This window comes from Collinsella sp. AF37-9 (genome assembly GCF_003475115.1).
Classification (GTDB): Bacteria; Actinomycetota; Coriobacteriia; order Coriobacteriales; family Coriobacteriaceae; genus Collinsella.
The window spans coordinates 18,728-39,892 of sequence record NZ_QROQ01000002.1 but is presented as its reverse complement, the minus strand read 5'-3'; the positions used below and the strand labels follow the sequence as shown (position 1 = coordinate 39,892).

At 58.7% G+C, this 21,165-nt stretch carries 18 protein-coding genes; 11 read left to right on the top strand and 7 right to left on the bottom strand.

What is annotated here, in order from left to right:
* The first annotated feature begins 239 nt into the window (after nt 1-239).
* Both DW024_RS10165 and DW024_RS00960 read left to right on the top strand, forming a co-directional pair.
* Nucleotides 240-1,244: a helix-turn-helix transcriptional regulator gene (locus DW024_RS10165; protein WP_199576897.1), complete on the top strand. Its 1,005-nt coding sequence runs from the start codon at nt 240-242 to the stop codon at nt 1,242-1,244.
* 155 nt (nt 1,245-1,399) lie between these two features.
* Complete coding sequence (locus DW024_RS00960) at nt 1,400-5,767, top strand: hypothetical protein (protein ID WP_118376734.1); 4,368 nt, start codon at nt 1,400-1,402, stop codon at nt 5,765-5,767.
* 175 nt (nt 5,768-5,942) lie between these two features.
* Here DW024_RS00960 and DW024_RS00955 read toward each other — a convergent pair whose 3' ends face one another.
* Nucleotides 5,943-6,503, bottom strand: coding sequence for a sugar O-acetyltransferase (locus tag DW024_RS00955; protein ID WP_118376733.1), 561 nt, complete (start codon nt 6,501-6,503; stop codon nt 5,943-5,945).
* Between the two features lie 234 nt (nt 6,504-6,737).
* Here DW024_RS00955 and DW024_RS00950 point away from each other — a divergent pair, with 234 nt between their 5' ends.
* The gene (locus tag DW024_RS00950) at nt 6,738-8,735 is read left to right on the top strand and encodes a type IIA DNA topoisomerase subunit B (RefSeq protein ID WP_117820832.1); all 1,998 of its coding nucleotides are present in this window, start codon (nt 6,738-6,740) and stop codon (nt 8,733-8,735) included.
* A gap of 45 nt (nt 8,736-8,780) precedes the next feature.
* Complete coding sequence (locus tag DW024_RS00945) at nt 8,781-11,021, top strand: DNA gyrase subunit A (protein WP_117773948.1); 2,241 nt, start codon at nt 8,781-8,783, stop codon at nt 11,019-11,021.
* Nucleotides 11,022-11,119: 98 nt separating this feature from the next.
* Here DW024_RS00945 and DW024_RS00940 read toward each other — a convergent pair whose 3' ends face one another.
* The 3 genes from DW024_RS00940 to DW024_RS00930 all read right to left on the bottom strand — a co-directional run bounded on the left by DW024_RS00940 (nt 11,120) and on the right by DW024_RS00930 (nt 13,879).
* Entirely contained in the window at nt 11,120-12,409 is a 1,290-nt protein-coding gene (locus DW024_RS00940) for an ATP-binding protein (RefSeq protein WP_117773947.1), read from the bottom strand.
* Nucleotides 12,410-12,589: 180 nt separating this feature from the next.
* Complete coding sequence (locus DW024_RS00935) at nt 12,590-13,120, bottom strand: flavodoxin family protein (protein ID WP_118094908.1); 531 nt, start codon at nt 13,118-13,120, stop codon at nt 12,590-12,592.
* A 204-nt stretch (nt 13,121-13,324) separates the two neighbouring features.
* The gene (locus tag DW024_RS00930) at nt 13,325-13,879 is read right to left on the bottom strand and encodes a TetR/AcrR family transcriptional regulator (RefSeq protein WP_117583297.1); all 555 of its coding nucleotides are present in this window, start codon (nt 13,877-13,879) and stop codon (nt 13,325-13,327) included.
* A gap of 92 nt (nt 13,880-13,971) precedes the next feature.
* Between DW024_RS00930 and DW024_RS00925 the strand changes: the two genes are divergently transcribed.
* The 3 genes from DW024_RS00925 to DW024_RS00915 are packed head-to-tail and all read left to right on the top strand — an operon-like array spanning nt 13,972 to nt 16,526.
* Complete coding sequence (locus DW024_RS00925) at nt 13,972-14,988, top strand: NAD-dependent protein deacetylase (protein ID WP_117758303.1); 1,017 nt, start codon at nt 13,972-13,974, stop codon at nt 14,986-14,988.
* Between the two features lie 3 nt (nt 14,989-14,991).
* Nucleotides 14,992-15,690: a hypothetical protein gene (locus tag DW024_RS00920; protein WP_118376732.1), complete on the top strand. Its 699-nt coding sequence runs from the start codon at nt 14,992-14,994 to the stop codon at nt 15,688-15,690.
* Nucleotides 15,678-16,526: an NAD-dependent protein deacetylase, SIR2 family gene (locus tag DW024_RS00915; protein ID WP_118328332.1), complete on the top strand. Its 849-nt coding sequence runs from the start codon at nt 15,678-15,680 to the stop codon at nt 16,524-16,526. The genes DW024_RS00920 and DW024_RS00915 overlap by 13 nt, the downstream gene beginning before the upstream one ends.
* A gap of 28 nt (nt 16,527-16,554) precedes the next feature.
* Here DW024_RS00915 and DW024_RS00910 read toward each other — a convergent pair whose 3' ends face one another.
* Complete coding sequence (locus tag DW024_RS00910) at nt 16,555-16,905, bottom strand: TetR/AcrR family transcriptional regulator (protein ID WP_117803977.1); 351 nt, start codon at nt 16,903-16,905, stop codon at nt 16,555-16,557.
* A gap of 143 nt (nt 16,906-17,048) precedes the next feature.
* Between DW024_RS00910 and DW024_RS00905 the strand changes: the two genes are divergently transcribed.
* From DW024_RS00905 to DW024_RS00890, 4 genes are all read left to right on the top strand, one after another.
* Nucleotides 17,049-17,249: a hypothetical protein gene (locus DW024_RS00905; protein ID WP_089572807.1), complete on the top strand. Its 201-nt coding sequence runs from the start codon at nt 17,049-17,051 to the stop codon at nt 17,247-17,249.
* Nucleotides 17,246-17,935, top strand: coding sequence for a radical SAM mobile pair protein A (locus tag DW024_RS00900; protein WP_055252677.1), 690 nt, complete (start codon nt 17,246-17,248; stop codon nt 17,933-17,935). Before DW024_RS00905 ends, DW024_RS00900 begins: the two co-directional genes overlap by 4 nt.
* Nucleotides 17,923-18,831 carry a radical SAM mobile pair protein B gene (locus DW024_RS00895; protein ID WP_118376731.1) on the top strand — a complete coding sequence of 303 codons (909 nt, stop codon included), beginning with the start codon at nt 17,923-17,925 and terminating at the stop codon, nt 18,829-18,831. Before DW024_RS00900 ends, DW024_RS00895 begins: the two co-directional genes overlap by 13 nt.
* A 199-nt stretch (nt 18,832-19,030) precedes the next feature.
* Nucleotides 19,031-19,741, top strand: a complete 711-nt coding sequence (locus DW024_RS00890; protein ID WP_118376730.1) for an NAD-dependent protein deacetylase, SIR2 family — start codon at nt 19,031-19,033, stop codon at nt 19,739-19,741.
* Here the strand turns inward: DW024_RS00890 and DW024_RS00885 are convergent.
* Both DW024_RS00885 and DW024_RS00880 read right to left on the bottom strand, forming a co-directional pair.
* Nucleotides 19,738-20,502, bottom strand: coding sequence for a carboxymuconolactone decarboxylase family protein (locus DW024_RS00885; protein WP_055251066.1), 765 nt, complete (start codon nt 20,500-20,502; stop codon nt 19,738-19,740). The two genes, DW024_RS00890 and DW024_RS00885, sit on opposite strands and share 4 nt — an antisense overlap.
* Nucleotides 20,503-20,565: 63 nt before the next feature.
* Nucleotides 20,566-21,105: a flavodoxin family protein gene (locus tag DW024_RS00880; RefSeq protein WP_118376729.1), complete on the bottom strand. Its 540-nt coding sequence runs from the start codon at nt 21,103-21,105 to the stop codon at nt 20,566-20,568.
* Between the last annotated feature and the right edge of the window lie 60 nt (nt 21,106-21,165).

Sequence of the window (21,165 nt, the reverse complement as noted above, 5' to 3'; positions counted from 1 at the left end):
ATGACCTCATTATATGCAGAACGAGATACGTTTCCCATCGCTGCGACAGAGCTTTTTGCAGGGGCGGCAGTTTTTCTATATCCCAAGGTCAGCTAGACTTCGGTAGCCACCTTGGGAGCATCGCCAATAGACTCTTCCTTTATACGTTCGGCACAATCGTAGGCGATACCCACAAATTCCAGTCCCGAGCAACAAGAGTACAATTGCTGCTAGTGTTGCCAGCTGTTGGGAGATGGAAGATGGACTGCGATGGCTACCCATGCGTTCCCATGCCGTTGATGTGCACCGCCTTTGTGCCGGGGCAGATTGACGCTGCGGTTGCAGGCATTTCCGACCCCGATTCACGCGCCATCGCCACGGCAGAAGCGCTGTACTTTCGCGGACAGGCCGCACTCGCCGCCAAGACGGCGCACCCCTATCTTGACGTCACCGATCCCGCGCTGCGCTATTCCGCATGCTTTATCTGCGGATACGCCAGTCTGTCGCTCAACCGTATCGCCGACGCCCGCCGGTGCCTTGCGGGCATCCTCGATACGCCGGCCGACGAGGAATCGCCCGCCGTCCACGCCACGCATATCCTGTTCGCCTCGGCCGCGAGCGTCCTGCTGCACTTGCCTTCCCCGTATTCTGCCGAAGAGTTTTATCCACTTGCGGCGCACCTACCCGAAGGCCTGCGACTGTTCGCCAGCTACGTGATGGCGCACGCCTTGTATCTGCGCGGCGAATACGGCCGCAGCCTGGGCATGGCGGAAAACGCCCTAATTATGAAACAGGGAAGCTATCCCATCTCTGAACTGTTCCTGCACCTGGCAGCTTCCATGGCATGCATGAGCCTCAAGGACATCGACGCCGCAAAAGCGCATTTTGGAGCCGCTTGGGACATTGCGCGCCCCGACGGCCTTATCGAGCTCATTGGCGAGCACCACGGCCTTTTGCAGGGGCTCATCGAGGCATGCCTAAAAACGCAATGCCCTGACGACTTCGCACGCATCATCGAGATCACGTACCGCTTCAGCTACGGCTGGCGGCGCATCCACAACCCCGATTCGGGCGAGGACGTTGCCGACGATTTAACGACCACAGAGTTCACCATGGCCATGCTCGCCTGCCGCGGATGGACCAACGCTGAAATCGCACGCCATATGGGAGTATCGCCGGGCACCGTCAAAAACCGCCTATCCGGCGTATACGCAAAGCTTGGCATCGGCACACGCGCCGAGCTGGTCGCGCACATGTTGCGTTAGCGACCGGGCTGCCAAGCGCATCGAACGCGTTCCGGAACCCGGCGCTTCGCTCGATCAATTTGGACATTTTGACCCTTGAACGGCACTACCGCCACGAAGCGTCTTCTCGCAAAATTGGATTATTTCCACCGATATTTGCGGGATGGGAGCCCAAGATGCTTGATCGCCGTTCGTTACTTGTTGCCGGAGCGTCCTCACTAGCGAGCATCATGTTGCCTCGCGTGCCGGGAAGCGAAAATGCCTTCCTGCTGCCGTTCGCGCCCACCGCGGCCTATGCCGACGAAAAAGACCCCTTCAGGGTGCTCGTTCTCTCGCGCACCATGTTTGGTGTGGTCGTGGTCGACGTCGCCAACAAGAATATGCCCATCAAGGGAGCGCAGGTCACGCTCACGTCGCGCTACGCCGCAGGCGAGCAGCTCGCCGCCACGACCGATGACGAAGGCACCGCCATCTTTGAGATTGCCTCGCTTTCGGAAGGCTACGTAGACGAGGCAAAGCTCCTTGACGCGTACGACTTTAACGGCGGCATCTCCATTAGCATGGCGGGCTACCGCGATGTCGAGATTCCCCTTGCGCGTATCCAGGGCGGCACCGCCATAACCACGCCCACGCGTCCGCTTTCCGACGGCGAGCCGTACTTCCGCCAGCTCACATTCGACGAATGGGACATCCAGTACGCTGAAGCCACGTTCATGGCATTGCCGAAGGACGACACGGCAAACGAGCAGCCCGATACGCACGCATTTACCGTGCAGGCTCATCTGCCGCAGGGCGGGCAGGCAACATTGCATATCAATAAAGTGATGCCCGCTGCGGGCAGCTCAACCGAAACCGTCACGCAGATTGGTCAGATCAAGGCCAGCGCATCGAGCGCGGATAATCTGGCGACGTTCACACTCGAAGACAAGTTCCTCGATGCAGCGTCGAGCCTTCTGGAAGAAGGATGCAAGCTGCGCTTTGTCCTCGACTACCAGGACAAAACCTACACGCTCTCCTCCCCCATGGCCGTTGTTACCGCGCCGGCGGCAAAGGCGGAATCCGGATCGACCACTATCGTCCCCACCACTATGGACCAAGAGATCACTCCGTTTGATTTCCCCGCATCGTTTCCCGGCATCGGTGGTAATAAGTTCACGTGCTGGATGCCCTCGTTCCCCATTCTGTTCGATTTCTCGTTTGCCGGGTACGTACTGTTTGGCGGAGGATACAAACCAGCCAGCTATATGAACGATTCGGGCAACCCTGATCCGGAATACTGGAAGAAATCGCCGCGTGAGTCGGGCGCCAAGCAGGCAAACCGCTACCTCGACGAGATGGAGGGGAAGTGGAATCAGTACAAAAGTATGAGTGCCGGTTCGGGCACCGATCCAAGAAACACCAAGCTCCTTCGCCACCATTGCACGCCGCTGTTCACGATGGATATCGCCACACAGCTGTACGGCTCGCTCGCCTACGATTGGGTGGGCAAAACCTGGGGTAACAACAACGACCCTGCATACGGCAATATTAAGGCCCTCTTCCAGGTAAGAACTGACCTCAATTGGACCGAGCAGTTTACCCTAGGACCGGTGCCATTTTTCCTAAACGTCAACCCTTGGGTGCTGGCGAAGCTGGCGCTCGCTGTGGGTGCCCACACGCACGGCAGCGGCGCGGCGTTTTTTAAAAACATTTCGCTCGATTGGTCAAACACGTTGGGCTCGTTCACCATCCAGATCGGGCTTGCCGTTACCTTTGGAGCCGGCGTTGCGGGCGTCGCCTCGTCTGCCGTGCGCGGCGCCGCATCCCTCACGCTGTTCATTGGGTACGAGAAGGCAGATGGACACCCGCTTCCGCGACTGCGCGTAGGTGCAGACGTCGATGTCGATGTGATACTCCAGTTCGTTATGTTCAAGTGGACCACCAAGGCTTGGTCGGGATCGTGGCCCACACTCGCCGATTCGTGGAATATGTCGGTGAACAACGGCGACCAGTATGTACTCCAGCGCTCTGAGCTGGCCTTGGGTGGAGATACGCCTTATACGCTGAACGCCTGCTTCGGCTCGGGCGGCAACGCCGAGGCAGGTGGTGTGCCGCAGTTTATCGCATCGGCCACCATCGTCACCAACGCCGAGTTGCTCGCACGCGCCGAGGTTAAGGCCACTGCCGTAAACGCCGCGCCTGTCGTGCGCGATTGGGATCAAGCGGTCACGCGCATTGAGCTCGAGGCGGATTCAGAAAGCGACGACACGGGACAGATCGAGCATTTCGTCCATGCACTGGTAGAGAACGACGAAAACGCCGCGCCGATGTATGAGTACACCTACATCGGTCAGTCAACGAACGCCGTTGCGGACCCGAACGCCAATTCTGCCGGCGTGTCGGAGGACGAGCGTGACGGCATAAAACCCTCGAGCGACAACGTGCTGTTTTCCGGCGTGCTCAGCGAAGCCCACATGAAGCTAACGATGATTGCCGGCGTAGAATGCCTGTTCCGTATCGCCTCGGTGCGCTACGGCGACAATGGCCGCTCGCGCCTGGTGGTGCACACAAAGGCAAACGGCACGTGGTCCGCTCCCACGCCCGTGGACTTTCCCCTTGGGTTTGGCGAGGGCGACGTGGAGCGCGACGGCATATTCGATTACGACTTCGACGTGGTGGAATATACGGACGGAAGAGGAAACCAGGACGCCTACGTGCTGCTGGTCTCGGGCGAGCGCCCCGCCGGCGACAACACCCTTTTCGATACGGCAAGCACAGCCGGCATACTGTCCGTCGTGCGTCTGCGCATAAGTAATGACGAGATCCGCGTGGTGTCGCATACGTCATGGCGCAGCATCTCGCGCGGCCGCCTGCAAGAGGATGGCTACCATTGCCTGCAGTGCCCGCGTATCACGGTAGGCAAGGCGCTGGTCAACGGACGCCTGTCGGGTGCCTACCTCCACCGCCGCGGAGCCACCGCAGAGAAGGCGCTCGGCAGCGAGGCTGAGGTTGCGCTGGAGTGCTTCACCCTGTGGTCGGACGTTTCGGGCGACAGCCTGACGTTCCGCCAAGTTCTCCGCTTTCCGCAAGCACCGTCGAGTATCGAGCTGGGCGAGCCCGAAACTATCAACGGCAAAATGGTGGTGCCCGTTGCGTACGAGACCGCAGACGGCTGCGGCTGCGCATCGTACGCCGTGATCGGCCAGTCCATTGCGGGCTGGGGCGTTATGCCACCAGACGCCACGGTGCCCCATGCGGTGCCGTGGCCACAACATTCGGGCTTTTTGGCCACCGTCAACGAGCAGCTGCAGCATATTACTTGGACGCGAGGCGCATCGGCATTTGCAACGCAGCCCGTGGGTGCCGCAGGCTGTGGCCCGGCATCGTTTAGCGTAAGCAACAACGGCAGGTGCGCGCTCTATGTAGAGAACACCGATGGCAAGGTGGGGCAAACCTACGACGAAGAAGGCAACCCGGTAGCAGTAATGGGCAAGCACTTCCGCATCTTCGCCAGCACCTTGGCAGGCGATCTGTTCACGGAGCCGTTCGTGATGTGCGAGCTGGACCATCCCGTCGATCAGATAACGACATTTTTGACGTCGGGAGGCATGCTCTCCGCGCTCGCCACGCACATTGTGAGCGCGGAGAAGAGCGAGGCAGAGCTGCACGGCATCGAAGTGCCTCTGGTGGCGTGTGCCACTCCGACGGGCGCGGTCGCTACCTCGGGCGCGGTGGTGCCCGGAGCAGCAGGCGAATCCTTCATGGTCACGGTGCGAAACGACGGCAACACTTTGCTGACTGCCGGCACAATCGATCTGTACCGAGAGGGCTCCAGCCAGCCGTTCTCCAGCGCATCCATCGGATTCGGAGCGAACGCACGCATGGCTTCGATCTACGATCCAGAGCTTGCCGAAGACGCTTCGGCCAACGACATGGCACACGTAAAGTACGCGCTCGAGACGCTGGGCGCACGTTTTGCAACGCACCCGCTGGTAGCCGACAACGGCAACGCCGTGCTGGCACCGGGTTGCACGGCACAGTTCCGCATGAGCTTCGCCATCCCCGAGAGCTGGAGCGACGAAGTGGGCAAACGCGTCACGCTGTATGCGAAGGCGCGTAATCTGGTGGCGCTCGACCCCGTAACGCTCGAGGAGATCCGACCGGGCGCAAACTCGGCGCTGAGTGCCGTTCTGCACGAGCTTCATGTGCCCGACGCGGCATGCGAACGCTCAGAAGTTCAGGTCGGCGTATGCGACAGCGCGGATACGACAGGACTTCACGACGCCCCGATGACAGCAGACGGCGATGGTAGCTCGAGTGGCGGCGGTACTGACGAGGGCGGCGGCTCCGGCGGAAGCAGCTCCGGCAGCGGCAAGGACCACGGCAATAACAAGCGCTCCGGAAAAGCGGGCGCACTTGCGGGCACGGGCGATGTCAACGCTCCCCTTACGGCAGCCGCTGCAGCACTCGCCGCTGCAGGCGCCGGCCTTGTCGCCTACAGCGCCCGCCGCACGGCGCTCGAAAAAGACACCGCCAATGAGGTCAATTCGGATAAGTCTCGCTAGCTCCTAGTTATTTTTGTGAGAGACGCCGGCTCGGCTCATCGAACATCAAAATGGGCTGGTTCTGAATACCCAGAGCCAGCCCATTGCGCATTAGATGTCGCCAGCGGAGTCGAGCTCGGCTTCCTCGCCCCGCATTCCACCGAGGACAGTGGGGCACTATCGTTTAAGGGCTTCGTTATTGTTCGATGGTCTTCTTGACGACTGCGGGGACGCCTGCCGCCACCACGTTGTCTGGAAGGTCTTCCGTCACGACGCTGCCCGCGGCAATTACGCAACCGCTGCCGATGGTAACCCCCTGCAACACGGATACGTTCGCGCCAAACCAGCAGTTATCGCCTACAACAATAGGCAGAGCCTTCTCGAGACCCAAGTTGCGGTCCTTTGCCTTTAGGGGGTGCGAAGCGGTGTAGAAGCCGCAAAACGGCCCGATAAACACGTTGCCACCAAAGGTGATAGAGCCGCCGTCCATAAAGTAGCAGCCATGGTTTACAAAGCAGCCCTCACCAAAGCTCGTCTTGCTCCCGTAGTCAAAGTAGGCAGGCGAAAGGACCGTCAGCCCTTGCGGAAGATCGGTATCGAGCAAGGATTTCAAAGCGTCAAGCTGCGCGTCGCTTCCGGGTTTTGCCATATTAAAGTCATAGCAGAGCGCCTCCGCCTTTGCGCGTTGCGCCAGGAGCTCCTCGTCAAAGTTGGCATCATGCCACTCCCCGCGCTCCATCTTCTCTTTCTCAGTCATTGCGCCCCCTCAAACAACATGCAGTCTTGATGCGGCAATTCTACCAGCCGATAAGCCACGGTTTTAACACGAGCACCACGCCGCGCAGGGAATGACCGCAGAAGCTAAAGGTCACCGACTCCGAACGCGCGTTCGATGGAATTCGTGTTAGTTGGAATCGTCCGAGGCCTGGGCTATGCTACCTTGACTATCTATATGACTACAACGCAGCAAAGGAGCATCGAGAGAGCGAGCATGGCAAAAAACACCGCAAACTATGGTAACGACAGTATTCGTCAGCTCAAGGACGAGGAGCGCGTACGCCTGCGCCCCGCCGTTATCTTTGGCTCGGACGGACTCGACGGCTGCGCGCATGCCGCCTTCGAGATCCTGTCCAACGCCGTTGACGAGGCGCGCCAGGGCTACGGCAAGCTCATCACCCTTACCGCCTTTCGCGATGGTTCCATTCAGGTAGAGGACAACGGCCGCGGCTGCCCGCTCGACTGGAACCCCTCCGAGAAGCGCTTTAACTGGGAGCTCGTCTTTTGCGAGCTCTACGCAGGTGGCAAATACAACAACAACCAGGGCGGCGACTACGACTTCTCGCTCGGTACCAACGGCCTGGGCTCGTGCGCGACCCAGTACGCATCCGAGTACATGGACGTCACGGTTTGGCGCGACGGCAACAAGTACTCCCTGCACTTTAAGAAAGGCAAGGTCGTTGGCGCCAAAAAGAAAGCGCTTGAGATCGAGCCCAGCGACGAGGACCGCACCGGCACCACCATCAAGTGGCGCCCCGATCTTGAGGTCTTTACCTCGATCAGCATTCCCCACGACTGGTATCGCGAGACCATGCGCCGCCAGGCCGTGGTCAACGCCAACGTGACCTTCCGCCTGCGCATTGAGGGCGACGATGGCGAGTTTTCCGAAGAGGATTTTTGCTATCCCAAGGGCATCGAGGACTACGTGCTCGAGAAGGTCGGTACCGACTACCTTACCGAGCCCTTCTTTATCGAGGCTGACCGTCGCGGTCGCGACCGCGAGGACCTGCCCGATTACAACGTCAAGATCACCGCGTGCATGTGCTTCTCGCGCACCTTCATGATGCAGGAGTACTACCACAACTCGTCATGGCTCGAGAACGGCGGTTCGCCCGAAAAGGCCGCCCGTAGTGCTCTGACCAGCGCCATCGATGCCTACATCAAGCAACAGGGCAAGTACAACAAAAACGAGAGCGGCATTAAGTGGCAGGACGTCCAGGACTGTCTGGTGCTGGTGACCAACTGCTTCTCCACCCAGACGTCCTACGAAAACCAGACTAAGAAGGCCATCAATAACCGCTTTATCCAGCAGGCGATGACGGCATTCTTTAAGGAGCGCCTCTCGACCTATCTGATCGAGAACAAAGACGCCGCCAACAAGATCATGGAGCAGGTGCTCATCAACAAGCGCTCGCGCGAGAACGCCGAGAAGACGCGCCAGAGCATCAAGACCAATCTGCAGCAGAAGACCGACATGGCCAACCGCGTGCAGAAGTTCATCGACTGCCGCTCCAAGGACAAGAGCCGTCGCGAGATCTACATCGTAGAGGGCGACTCGGCAGCAGGCGCCATCCGCACCTCGCGCGATGCCGAGTTCCAGGGTGTTATGCCCGTCCGAGGCAAGATCCTCAACTGTCTGAAAGAGGACTACCCGCGCATCTTTAAGTCCGACATCATCATGGACCTCATGCGCGTGCTGGGCTGCGGTGTGGAGATCAAGGACAAGCGCATCAAGAACCTTGGCGCCTTTGACCTGGACAACCTCAACTGGAACAAGGTCATCATCTGTACGGACGCCGACGTCGACGGTTATCACATCCGCACGCTTGTGCTCACCATGCTCTATCGCCTGGTGCCCACGCTTATCGACGAGGGCTACGTGTATATCGCCGAGTCGCCGCTCTACGAGATCAACTGCAAAGAGAAGACCTACTTTGCCTACACCGAGCTCGAGAAGAACGGCATCCTCAAGGAGATTGGCGACCAGAAGTGCTCGATCAACCGCTCCAAGGGTCTTGGTGAGAACGATCCGGACATGATGTGGCTCACCACCATGAACCCCGAGACGCGCCGTCTGATCAAGGTGGAGCCCGAGGACGTCACCAAGATGGAAACCATGTTCAACCTGTTGCTGGGCAACGACGAGGCGGGCCGCAAGCGCCATATCTCCGAGCACGGCAAGGAATACCTGGACCAGCTGGACCTGCAATAGCAGCAAATCGATAACGACGGCCCACAAATAGTTCAAGAGGAAATCGTGGCAAAGAAGAAGACGAAGAACCAGCCAAAGAAAAAACAGGTCAACGCCGAGAACGTCATCGGCCTGCACTCCGAGGTCACCGATCAGCCGATCACGCAGACGCTCGAGGTCAACTACATGCCCTACGCCATGAGCGTCAACGTCTCGCGTGCATTCCCCGAGATCGACGGCTTTAAGCCCTCGCATCGCAAGCTGCTCTACACCATGTACAAGATGGGTCTGCTCAAGGGCGAGCGCCAGAAGAGCGCCAACATCGTGGGCCAGACCATGAAGCTCAACCCGCACGGCGATGCCGCGATCTACGAGACGATGGTGCGCCTGGCGACGGGCAACGAGGCGCTGCTTGCCCCCTTCGTGGAGTCGAAGGGCAACTTTGGCAAGTACTATTCGGGCGACCTGAGCTACGCCGCCTCGCGTTATACCGAGGCCAAGCTCTCCCCCATCAGCGCCGAAATCTTCAAGGACATCGACAAGGACCCGGTCGACTTCGTCGACAGCTACGACGGCGCCATGAAGGAGCCACGCCTGCTGCCCACCACGTTCCCAAATATCCTCGTCTCGGCCAACAAGGGCATCGGCGTCGCCATGGCGTCCGACATCTGCGGCTTCAACCTCAACGAGGTCTGCACTGCCACCATGCATTACCTGCAGGATCCCGGCTGCGACCTGCTCGAGTACATGCCCATGCCCGACTTCTCGACCGGCGGCGACATTATCTACCGCCGCGAGGAGATGGAGAAGATCATCGAGACCGGCCTTGGCAGCTTCCAGATTCGCTCCCGTTGGCGTTGGATCCCCGAAGAGCGCATCATCGAGGTCTACGAGATTCCCTACACCACCAAGACCGATGTCATCATCGAGCGCATCGTCAAGCTCTCCAAGGAGGGCAAGGTCAAGGAAATCGCCGATATCCGCGACGAGACCGACCTTTCGGGCTTGCGCATTGCCATCGACCTTAAGCGCGGCGTCGACCCCGACAAGCTCATGGCCAAGCTCTACCGCTCGACCACGCTGCAGGATTCGTTCTCGTGCAACTTTAACGTGCTGGTCGACGGCTATCCCCGCGTTATGGGTGTGCGCCAGATCCTGCACGAGTGGGTCAAGTGGCGTATTGAGTCCACGCGTCGCCGCATTAACTTTGACCTTGGCAAAAAGTCCGAGCGCCTGCACCTGCTGCACGGCCTCGAGGCGATTTTGCTCGACATCGACAAGGCCATCGCCATCATCCGCGGCACCAAACTCGAAGCCGAGGTCGTGCCCAACCTTATGAAGGGCTTTGACATCGACGAAACCCAGGCCGAGTTTGTTGCCGAACTTAAGCTCCGCAACATCAACGAGGAGTACATCCTCAACCGCACCAAGGACATTGCAAAGCTTGAGGGCGAGATCGCCGAGCTTGAGGAGATCCTCTCCAGCGAGGAGAACATCAAGAAGGTCATCAGCGACGAGCTGGCCGCGGTCAACAAGAAGTACGTGATGCCGCGCCGCACGGGCAGGATCGAGCCCCATGAGGTTATCGAGGTAAGCTTGGAGCCCGAGGTCGAGGAGTACCCGGTCACCATCATGCTCTCGCGCGATGGCTACCTTAAGAAGATGACGGACCGCGTGCTCAAAAAGGCGACCACGCTCAAGTACAAGGACGGCGACAAACCCTTTATCGAGTTCCTGTCCTCCAACACCCACGAGCTGCTGGTCTTTACCAACAAGAGCCAGGTGTACAAGTGCAAGGTTGCGGCGTTTGAGGACACCAAGTCGGCCCAGCTGGGCTCGTACCTGCCGACCGATCTTGAGATGGAACCCGACGAGAGCGTCATCTGGGTCATCGACCCCGAGGACTACAAGGCCGACGTGCTGTTTGTCTTTGAGAACGGCCGCGTGGTGCGCGTCGCACTTTCCGGATACGTCACCAAAACCAACCGCAAGCGCCTGAAGAACGCCATCTACGGCGGCAGCAAGCTGCTGCATGCGCAGGTGCTCAAGGAAGACCGCGACCTCGCGCTGGTCTCGAGCGACTACCGCCTGATGAACTTCAACACCTCGCTGCTCAAGACCAAGACGACCACCAACACGCAGGGCGTCCAGGCTTTCACGGCCAAGAAGGGCCGCTCGGTCACCACCGTCGGCACGACCGAGGAGATTCTTGGTGCCGGCGTCTCGGCCGAGAAGTTCACCGCGCAGAGCCTGCCCTCTGCCGGTGCCCTCATGAAAGAAAACGACATGCCGAGCCTGTTTGACTAGGACGACGGCAGCCAAACCGTCATGGTTTAACTAAGCAGCGGGGCCCGGAGCGCAGCAACATCGCGCTCCGGGCCCCATGCATTACAGCAGCATCATCCCTATAGACAAAATGCCGCATAAAGTGGAACAGACATCAGCCCATCATTCATTCCGAAGGGCTTAGTCGATAGCCTGATTCGGCGCACGCCCGGATGGGTCTTTTTAAGTGAGGACAGGCTTCGAGATCTTGTGTTCTCTCCCGCCTTGACTTCAATCGCAGACAAGCATCCCTGCTTCTCTACTACAAAGTCGATTTCCGCACGATTATCTCGCGCCCAATAATGCAGCGGATAGCCCATGGCTGAAAGCTGTTGGGCAACGTAGTTTTCGGTAAGTGCACCCATGAACGTGCCGCCGATACCGGAAAGAATATCGGCGCGTTGAGCACCGGCCTTGGAGACGAGCAGCCCTGTATCCGCCTGATAGATTTTAAAAGCAGAAGGGTTAACGAAGGCCTCTAAAGGGCTTTCGATCTGCCCGACTAGGCTGCAGCGCGCCACCGTACCCGACAATACAAGCCAGTCGAGAGCATCTCCAAAGAGAGACGCATTGCCCCCCGCTCGCACTACCTTGTATTGAAATTTACGATTCTCTTTGGCAAGCTGCTGTGGAATGGAATCGAAGCACGCACGCGTCTTTGCGCTCAAGCGCTCATCAGCATATTTATTAGTGTCGGCGGAGTATCCGTCGAGAATAATCCGATGCTTTTCGGCCACATCAATGATTGACTGATCATCGATGTACGTTTGGACCGCCTCGGGCATTCCGCCAACAACAAGATACTGCCGATAGAGCCCAAGCGCCTTTTCATGAAGGCTTGGCGCGAGAGGACCCATAAACTCGAATGATGAGCGTATCTCGTCGACCAGCTGATCGTGCCCCATCGCCCAGAGAAACTCCTCGAAATCGAGTGGAGTCATCTCAATCAAGTCGGTCTTTCCGACGGGGAACGAATACGACTGATGGTTAATGGCAACCCCAAGAAGCGACCCAGCAGCCGCAACGTAATACTCGGGAGCATCTTCGCAAAAGTATTTAAGGGAAGTGAGCGCTTCCTCACATGCCTGGATCTCGTCAATGAACAGTAAGGTTTTGCCAGGCACGATACGCTGTCCCGTACGAGCCTCGATCGCGCGTACAATCGAATGAGGGTCAAGACCGCCCGAAAAATCCGCTCGCGCCGACCGGTCGTTCTCAAGATTAACGTAGACAACCGATTCGAAAAGATCCTGAGCGTACGTTCTGAGCAGATAGGTCTTGCCACACTGGCGCACGCCTTTGACCAGCAAAGGTTTTCTATCAGCCCTGTCTCGCCATTCCCTAAGGAGCTCGTCTGCCTTGCGACGCATACGCAACCTTCCCTCATGAACTTCTGTTTGACAATATTTTAACGCGGATTAATTTGTTTTCAGTTATTTTTCTGCGTTTAAAAATTGTTCTATACGGCACTTGAGGGAATACACCCCTATCTCTTGGTAAGGATAGCAAGCATTTCCACCAACGCTGATTGCCATGCGTTCTTCTTGTCCTTAGGCGAGCTTGCGAGCGAGCTCTCGCACCTCTTTCAACTTGGGCGAGGATGCCATGCTGTCGCGCTCGGTCATGCCGCTAATGGTGACAATGCCCTGGTCCTCCCACTTGCAGTACGCGCAGGTTGACTTGTACATAGCGATCGCCGCATCATAGACGCCCTCGCTGTGGCTATCGAGTAAAAGGGCCGTCTTGGTGAACGGGAAGCCCGTAGCACCGAAGGCGTACAGGCGGTCGATGACAGCCTTCTCCTGTGCGGTGATATCAAACCAGTAGATAGGCGAAGCGAAGACGACCATGTCGGCGTCTTTCAGCGACTCAATCACGTTGGCCATGTCATCCTTCTGCACGCAGACGCCCTCATGGGCGAAGCAGTACTGGCATCCCAAGCAGCCGGCGATCTTCTTGCTGGCAACGCGGACGACCTCGACCGTATTGCCGCCCTCACGCGCGGTCTCGGCAAACGCCTCGACCATGGTATCGGTATTGGCGCCCTTACGCGGGCTGCCGCTCAATACAACGATATTCATAGGATTCCCTCTCCTTCATGCTGCAGGCGCGCAGCATTTTTTCTTGTAACCAAAACAAATGGGGTTAATCAATCGCCAGCAGGCCATATCTCTTGCTCAAGTTCCCTAAAGAAGCTCAAGGCGATTGCAATTGCCTTATACAACATCGAAAACCAAAGAGGGGCCATAGCAACGTCGCCTGCCCGAAATGGCCTGCGGTTAAAATCAACTACGGGGATCGTGACGAGCCGATACCGCCCGCATGCCCCCTTCGGAATAGGCGCTGAGCAGCTCCTGAGCGTGGGCAAACTCGGGCCCTCGCCTCCAACCGAGCAGGCGGTTGACCGCGAGATTTCCCTGGACGTTGTGGACGAAGAGCAGATAGGCGTCCTCGCGCGAAAGCCCAGTCTCCTCCATGATCGAGGGAACCATCTGCTCGGCGCCGCGCTCGACGACGCGCTGTGCCACCCGGGCGTACGCGTCGTCATCCGAGTAGAGCAGATAATAGTCATCGTTTGCCGGCGGACGCTGGCAGAGGGCACCCGCCTCCGTTCCCTCGAGCGGCGGCACCGCCGCCAAGGCCTCGTCGATAAGCGCGTCGAGCAGGGCGAACTTGTCCTCGTAGTGCAGATAGAACGTGCCACGGTTGATATCGGCGCGGCGGCAGATATCCGCTACCGTCATCTTCGCGAAGCCGACCTCGGCCAGCAGCGCGAAGAACGCCTCCCGTATGACCGAGAGTGTATAGCGTCGGCGACGATCGATCTTCCCCGCTTCCATTACCCCTCCAATTGCAACGCTCGACAATGCCCGGCAAACGCTCGTTTATCGACAGCAGGCCGAAGCTGTTCATTGCTCTTAAGCAAATCGACATGGATACTTTTTATAGACACCTGTTTATAATAGCTGAAAGAAGGTATCCAGTGACCCTGTACGAGCAGCTCGTTATCGAGCTCACCAACCAATCGTTTTCCCTTCAGGCCGCCTACCGCAGCGGCGGCACGCCCTATGAGCTGAGTGACCGCGAGCCCGAGCCCTACGACCAGCAAATCAGGGACTTCGCCCGCATGATCGAGGAAGCCGATTGCGTGCTGGTGGGCGGGGCCTCTGGGCTCTCCGCGGCGGGCGGCGGCGACTTCTATTACGAGGACAACGCAACCTATCGCAGGCATTTCGGCAAATTCGCCGAGCGCTACGGTTTCAAGGGCGCTTTCGAGGGGTCGTTCTACCGCTGGCCCACCGCCGAGGCGCGCTGGGGATACCTCGCCACCTTCCTCGACACCACGCTCAACGCCCCGCTGCGCAAGCCCTACAGGGACCTCGACACCATTCTCGCCGAGAAGGATTTCTTCGTGCTCACCACCAACCAGGACACGCAGTTTGTGAAGCTCTATCCCTGGGAGAAAGTGGCAGAGATCCAAGGCGACCACCGCTTCTTTCAGTGCTCCCACTGTTGCACCGACGAGGTGTGGAACGCGGTCGAGCCGGTCTCCCACATGGTAGAGGCCATGGGAGACGGTCTGGAGGTTCCGACAGAGCTCGTGCCGCGCTGCCCGCACTGCGGAGCAGAGGCGTTCCCCTGGGTTCGCGGCTACGGCAACTTCCTGCAGGGCGAACTCTACGAGGAGCAGTACCGCAAGGTGTCCGACTGGCTCGACGCGCACGCACGGCAGAGGATCCTCTTCCTCGAGCTGGGTGTGGGCCGCATGACGCCCGCGTTTATCCAGGAGCCGTTCTGGGCCCTCACGGCGCAGTTACCGCAGGCCAGCTACATCGCCGTAAACAACAAGACGCAGTTTCTCCCCCGCGCGATCGAGGATCGGGGGCTCGCCGTTCGCGCCGACATCGCCGACGTGCTCGCCGACGTGCGCAAGACGCTGGGGAGGTAGCGCATGGAGACGGCGAAAGCAGTTCGCATAGGCAGGGCGCTAGCCGAAGCGGATCTTGTCATCATCGGCGCTAGCAACGGACTCGACATGGCGGAGGGGCTCAACCTTTTCTGCGCCGATGCTCATTTCCAAGAGGCGTACGGGGACCTCGCCCAGGCAGACGGCATCGGCTGCATACTGCAGGGGCTCGCTTCCCCGGATGCCAGCGTGCGACGCCGATGGGCCGAGCGGTTCCATCAAAAGGAGTATCTCGAATATGAGCCCGGCTCGCTCATGAACGGGCTGCGGCGTCTTACGGAGCACGCCGACACCTTCGTGGTCACATGCAACATCGACGGGCACTTCGCGCGCGCCGGGTTCGACGAGGAGCGCGTGCTCGAGACTGAGGGGAGCACGCGCACGTCGGTTGACGAGCGGTGCCTCGCCCATCCAGACGCCCTCGCCATGGCCCAGCTCGACGAGCTCGCGCGTCTTGTGCAAGCCCATCGCAACGGCAGGGTCGCTATCCTCGAACTTGGCGTGGGACTGCACAACGGCGTCATAAAGCGCATGCTCGCCCAGATCGCGAACGCCTGCGAGCACGCCACCTACATCGTGTTCAACTACGGCCAGGCCATGGCGCCCGACGCTTCGTGCGAGACGATTCTCGTTGACGGCGATATGGCCCCGGCTTTCGAGGAGATTGCCCAATGCCGTCTCTAGAGAGGGAAGCGTATAGGCTTCGAAGCCTTATCGACGATGCCGACGCCATCATCGTCGGCATCGGCTCGGGCATGTCAAGCGCCGCCGGGTTCAACCATTACAACCGCGCAGGCATGGCGCGCGCCGGAATGACGGACTGGCAGCAAGCCTTTGGCTTCAAGAGCCTTTTCGACGGCTTCTACCACCTCTACCCCAGCCTCGAGCAGCAATGGGCCTACTACGCGCGATACATCGACTTCATGCTGCGCGAGCTGGCCTCGCAGCCCTATCTCGACCTACGGTCCCTCATCGGCCATAAGGACTACTTCATCCTGAGCACCAATGTAGACACCCAAGTCGAGAAGACGTTTCCCACCGAGAGGATCTGCAACTATCAGGGAAGCTTCGCGCACCTTCAGTGCAAGCAGCCATGCTGCGACGAGCTCTTCGATGCGAGCCCCTACGTCGAGCGCATGCTCGCGGGCATGGCGGGGTTCGAGGTCCGCAGCGAGGATGTCCCCCGATGCCCGCATTGCGGCTGGCAGCTTGTGCCGTGGGTGCGCGACGACACGTTTCTGCAAGGTGCGGCATGGCGCGAGAGCCTCGGACGATACGAGCGCTTCGTGCGCGAGCGCAGCGATCGCCGCGTGCTGTTGCTGGAGCTCGGCGTGGGCGAGATGACCCCCGGCATCATCACGCTCCCGTTCTGGAGCATGACCGCGAAGCTGCCGGATGCGCACCTTTTGAGCGTAAACATCTCGGGCGGCTCGGCTCCGCTGCAGCTCGGAAGCAAGGCAGGGGCGATCCAGGCCGATTTGGGCACGCTGCTCTCGGCGGCGCGGGCAGGTGGCGAGTAACGCGGAGCGGTAGACGCGCAATGAGGTTTTAGCCGCAGCCTCCGAACGAGAGGGCTCGGAGGCTGGTATTCCTGAATCGCAGGTCACGATGGGTTATCGGAATCGCGAAGAGCGGATACCGCCAGTAAGCCCCCTTCGGAATAGGCGTTGAGCAGCTCCTGGGCATGGGCGAACTCGGGGCCTCGTCGATAAGCGCATCGAGCAGCGCGTACTTATCCTCGTAATGCAGATAGAACGTTCCCCGGTTGATCTCGGCGCGGCGGCAGATGTCCGCCACCGTCATCTTCGCGAAGCCGACCTCGGCCGGCAGCGCGAAGAACGCCTCTTGTATGACCGAGAGGGTGTAGCGCCGCCGGCGGTCGATCTTGGTTTCTCCCATCGCCTCTCCAATCTGAGTCGTTTGACAATGTCCAGTAGCTGTTCGTTTATCGACAGGTGCACGCGTTTGTTCATTGCCCCTGCGAAAATCAACAAGGATACTGTTTATAGACACCTGTTTTTTATAGCTGAAAGGGAGCACGGATGACCCTGTGCGAGAAGCTCGGCATCGGGCTTGTCAGCCGATCGTTTTCCCATCGGGCCGTCTATCGAAACGGCGGCACGTCATACGATTTGAGCGATTGCGAGCCTGCTGCTTGCAAGCAAGATATCGAGGCTTTTGCCCGCAAGGTGGGGGAGGCTGATTGCGTGTTTACGGGAGAGGCAGGTAGGCAGGCGTTATGAGCATCTGCATCAAAAATCAGATTCAGAATATGAATATCGTCATCGGCTGCACGGTGGGGTGTCCATATTGCTATGCCCGTAACAATGTGAAACGTTGGCATATGATTGACGACTTCGCTGATCCTGCGTTCTTCCCGAGCAAGCTCAAGATGATGGAAAAGAAACGCCCGCAGAACTTTCTCCTTACCGGCATGAGCGATCTCTCCGGGTGGAAGCTGGAATGGCGAGACGAGGTATTTGCAAAGATCCATGAGAATCCACAGCATCAGTTCCTGTTCCTGACCAAGAGACCCGATTTGCTGGATTTAGATACCGACCTGGAAAACGCATGGTTCGGCGTTACGGTGACGAGGAAAGCGGAGCTGTGGCGTATCGACGCCCTTCGGAAAAACGTCAAAGCAAATCACTTCTTCGTTACTTTTGAGCCGCTATTCGACGATCCCGGTACGGTCGACCTTTCCGGAATCAACTGGATCGTCGTCGGTACCATGACCGGGGCGCAGAGCAGGAAGGTTCATACGGAACCGGAGTGGGCATGGTCTTTGACGGACCAGGCGCACGCGCTTGGCATTCCAATGTTTATGAAGGAAGACCTCGTCTCTGTCATAGGGGACGAAAACATGATTCAGGAATTGCCGGAAGAATTCGAAAGAGTGCTGGAGGTGCAGAGAACATGGCGGAAGTGATCGATGGAATCCTCATCAATGAGGTGGAAGCAAAGAACATCATGACCAAGTCCAGCCTGCCGGTAGGCGGCTACTCGGTCAATCCCTATGTAGGCTGCACGCATGCCTGTAAGTATTGCTATGCCTCCTTTATGAAGCGCTTTACCGGACACAAGGAGGAATGGGGCACCTTTCTTGATGTGAAGCATTGGCCGGAAATCAAGAATCCGAAGAAATACGCTGGACAGCGGGTGGTTATCGGTTCTGTGACGGATGGCTACAATCCACAGGAGGAGCGATTCGGGAATACCAGGAAACTCCTGGAGCAGCTGATTGGCAGCGATGCAGATATTCTGATCTGCACAAAGTCCAATCTTGTGGTACGGGATATCGATCTGCTGAAGAGGCTTGGACGAGTGACCGTTTCATGGTCGATCAACACGCTGGATGAGAACTTCAAGAACGATATGGACTCCGCGTCGAGCATCGAGCGTCGTAGCGCTGCTATGAAGCAGGTGTATGACGAAGGTATCCGTACGGTCTGCTTCGTGTCCCCGGTATTTCCCGGCATCACGGATTTTGAGATGATTTTTGAGCGAGTAAAGGATCGGTGCGATTTGTTTTGGCTCGAAAATCTCAATCTTCGGGGTGGTTTCAAAAAAGCGATCCTGGATTATATCGCCGAGAAACATCCCAATCTCGTACCGCTTTACGATGAGATCTATAACAAGCGCAACCGTAGCTATTTTGAAGCGCTTGAAGTAAAAGCCGAGGAAATGGCCAAGAAGTACGATTGCCCCTTTGTGGACAACGAAATGCCTTATGGCAGAGTCCCCCAGGGGCATCCGGTGATCGTGGACTACTTCTATCACGAGGAAGTCCGAGGGTCAGATAATAGCGGAAAAAGAAATCGTTAAACGGAAACCGACGACGATTCGCTCGAGCGATTAGCGTCCACGCGTGGCTTCTGCCGATTGGCGCAACGGGCGACGGATTAAGGGATCGCTCGGGCGGATGATCCCGCTGCAGTACAGGCGGTCGCTCAATTTAGCGGCATGAGCGTTTTCGCACGGAAAACCAGTATCCCCTGTGCCGAGTTTAATCGTAGCGAATACAATGGGTACTGAGCATCAATCGAAAGTAGTCAAGAGCCTTTTCGACGGCTTCTACCGCCTCTACCCCAGCCTCGAGCAGCAATGGGCATACTATGCGCGATACATCGACTTCATGCTGCGCGAGCTGGCCTCGCAGCCCTATCTCGACCTACGGTCCCTCATCGGCCATAAGGACTACTTCATCCTGAGCACCAATGTGGACACCCAGGCCGAGAAGACGTTTCCCGACGAGAGAACCTGTAACTATCAGGGAAGCTTCGCGCACCTTCAGTGCAAGCAGCCATGCTGCGACGAGCTCTTCGACGCGAGCCCCTACGTCGAACGCATGCTCGCGGGCATGGCGGGGTTCGAGGTCCTCAGCGAGGATATCCCCCGATGCCCGCATTGCGGCTGGCAGCTTGTGCCGTGGGTGCGCGACGACACGTTTCTGCAGGGTGCGGCCTGGCGCGAGAGCCTCGGACGATACGAGCACTTCGTGCGCGAGCGCAGCGATCGCCGCGTGCTGTTGCTGGAGCTCGGCGTGGGCGAGATGACCCCCGGCATCATCACGCTCCCGTTCTGGAGCATGACCGCGAAGCTGCCGGATGCGCACCTGTTGAGCGTCAACATCTCGAACGGCTCGGCTCCGCTGCAGCTCGGAAGCAAGGCAGAGGCGATTCAGGCAGATTTGGGCGCGCTGCTCTCGGCGGCGCGGACGGGCGACGGTGCTTAAGCCTCCTTGTTGGTCGCTTTAAGGTATGCATCGTCGCCCACGGGCTCCAGCCACTCGTTGGAGGTCTCCTCGCCCGGAACCTCCAACGCGAGATGCGAGAACCAGCTGTCGGGCGCGGCGCCGTGCCAGTGCTTCACCCCCGGGGCGATGTTGACCACGTCGCCGGGGCGCAGCTCCTGTGCCGGCTTTCCCCACTCCTGGTAAAACCCTCGACCAGCCACGCAGACGAGGATCTGCCCACCGCCGCTTTTGGCGTGATGGACGTGCCAGTTGTTGCGGCAGCCGGGCTCGAACGTCACGTTGTGGACACCGACCTGCTCGGTGGAAAGGGGCGCGAGGTAGCTTTGCCCGATAAAGTACTTCGCGAAGGCGTCGTTGGGGGCACCGATGGGGAAAACCATCTCGTTTTGGTGCTGAGCCCTTGCGTCGGCGGCATCGTCGGCCGCCCAGACCTCCTTCGCCATGCGGAAGGCAGCCCACGCCTTGGGCCAACCCGCATAAAACGCCGCGTGCGTAAGGATTTCCGCTATCTCCGTCCTGGTCACTCCATTGTTCTTTGCGGACATCAGGTGATATTTGAACGAAGAGTCCGTCAGCCCCTGCGACATCAGGGCAACCACCGTCACCACGCTGCGGTCGCGCAGGGAGAGCTCACTCTCTCGGCTCCACACCTCGCCGAACAGCACGTCGTCGTTGAGCTGTGCGAATTTGGGAGCGAACTCCCCCAGGGCGTCTCTGCCTGCCGTCTGTTTAACTGCCATGATCGATTTCCTCCTGTCGATAGTTTTGGCACAAATCTGTTTCCGCGCGGCCAAACAGCCCGGCTAGATTCCCATGCCCATTCGCCGCGCCTGCTCCAGAGCGGGATGCCCGGCGATTTCGCCCACGCCGTTCACGCCGCCGGCGAAAACCGTTCCAGCGAGCGTGCATCGGGAGAAACAGTCAACCCATCCCTGCATCGCCTTTTTCGCCCCGTCGAAGGTCGAGCGCCCGTTCTCCGCCGCCGTCGCCAACAGATATGCCTCGGTGAATGCATAATCGGAGCCAAAAAGCGGGTTAGCGCGGTCCAGCATGGTTTTGAGCTGGCCGCAGACGCTGTAGTAGTAGACGGGCGCTGCAAACACCAGCACATCCGCATCGTGCATTTTGGCGGCAATTTCCACGGCATCGTCTTGGATGACGCAACGCCCCAACTTTAAGCAGGCAAGGCAGCCCCTGCAGAAGCCCATTTGCTTCTCGCGCAGACGCACGGTCTCAACGCTGTGACCTGCCTCCCGCGCGCCGTTGGCGAAAGCCTCCGCCAGCGTCTCGGAATTGCCATTCTTTCGTGGACTTGAAGAAACTATCAAAACCGTTTTGCCCATTACGGAATACCCCTTGCGCTCCCGATTTACATTGACGAGAATGAAGGTAATACCTAAACC

Bases quoted from the DNA above. Each gene is read 5' to 3' on its own strand.
- DW024_RS10165 (WP_199576897.1), top strand. From the start codon at position 240: ATGGACTGCGATGGCTACCCATGCGTTCCCATGCCGTTGATGTGCACC.
- DW024_RS00960 (WP_118376734.1), top strand. From the start codon at position 1,400: ATGCTTGATCGCCGTTCGTTACTTGTTGCCGGAGCGTCCTCACTAGCG.
- DW024_RS00955 (WP_118376733.1), bottom strand. From the start codon at position 6,503: ATGACTGAGAAAGAGAAGATGGAGCGCGGGGAGTGGCATGATGCCAAC.
- DW024_RS00950 (WP_117820832.1), top strand. From the start codon at position 6,738: ATGGCAAAAAACACCGCAAACTATGGTAACGACAGTATTCGTCAGCTC.
- DW024_RS00940 (WP_117773947.1), bottom strand. From the start codon at position 12,409: ATGCGTCGCAAGGCAGACGAGCTCCTTAGGGAATGGCGAGACAGGGCT.
- DW024_RS00935 (WP_118094908.1), bottom strand. From the start codon at position 13,120: ATGAATATCGTTGTATTGAGCGGCAGCCCGCGTAAGGGCGCCAATACC.
- DW024_RS00930 (WP_117583297.1), bottom strand. From the start codon at position 13,879: ATGGAAGCGGGGAAGATCGATCGTCGCCGACGCTATACACTCTCGGTC.
- DW024_RS00925 (WP_117758303.1), top strand. From the start codon at position 13,972: ATGGATACTTTTTATAGACACCTGTTTATAATAGCTGAAAGAAGGTAT.
- DW024_RS00920 (WP_118376732.1), top strand. From the start codon at position 14,992: ATGGAGACGGCGAAAGCAGTTCGCATAGGCAGGGCGCTAGCCGAAGCG.
- DW024_RS00915 (WP_118328332.1), top strand. From the start codon at position 15,678: ATGCCGTCTCTAGAGAGGGAAGCGTATAGGCTTCGAAGCCTTATCGAC.
- DW024_RS00910 (WP_117803977.1), bottom strand. From the start codon at position 16,905: ATGGGAGAAACCAAGATCGACCGCCGGCGGCGCTACACCCTCTCGGTC.
- DW024_RS00905 (WP_089572807.1), top strand. From the start codon at position 17,049: ATGACCCTGTGCGAGAAGCTCGGCATCGGGCTTGTCAGCCGATCGTTT.
- DW024_RS00900 (WP_055252677.1), top strand. From the start codon at position 17,246: ATGAGCATCTGCATCAAAAATCAGATTCAGAATATGAATATCGTCATC.
- DW024_RS00895 (WP_118376731.1), top strand. From the start codon at position 17,923: ATGGCGGAAGTGATCGATGGAATCCTCATCAATGAGGTGGAAGCAAAG.
- DW024_RS00890 (WP_118376730.1), top strand. From the start codon at position 19,031: ATGGGTACTGAGCATCAATCGAAAGTAGTCAAGAGCCTTTTCGACGGC.
- DW024_RS00885 (WP_055251066.1), bottom strand. From the start codon at position 20,502: ATGGCAGTTAAACAGACGGCAGGCAGAGACGCCCTGGGGGAGTTCGCT.
- DW024_RS00880 (WP_118376729.1), bottom strand. From the start codon at position 21,105: ATGGGCAAAACGGTTTTGATAGTTTCTTCAAGTCCACGAAAGAATGGC.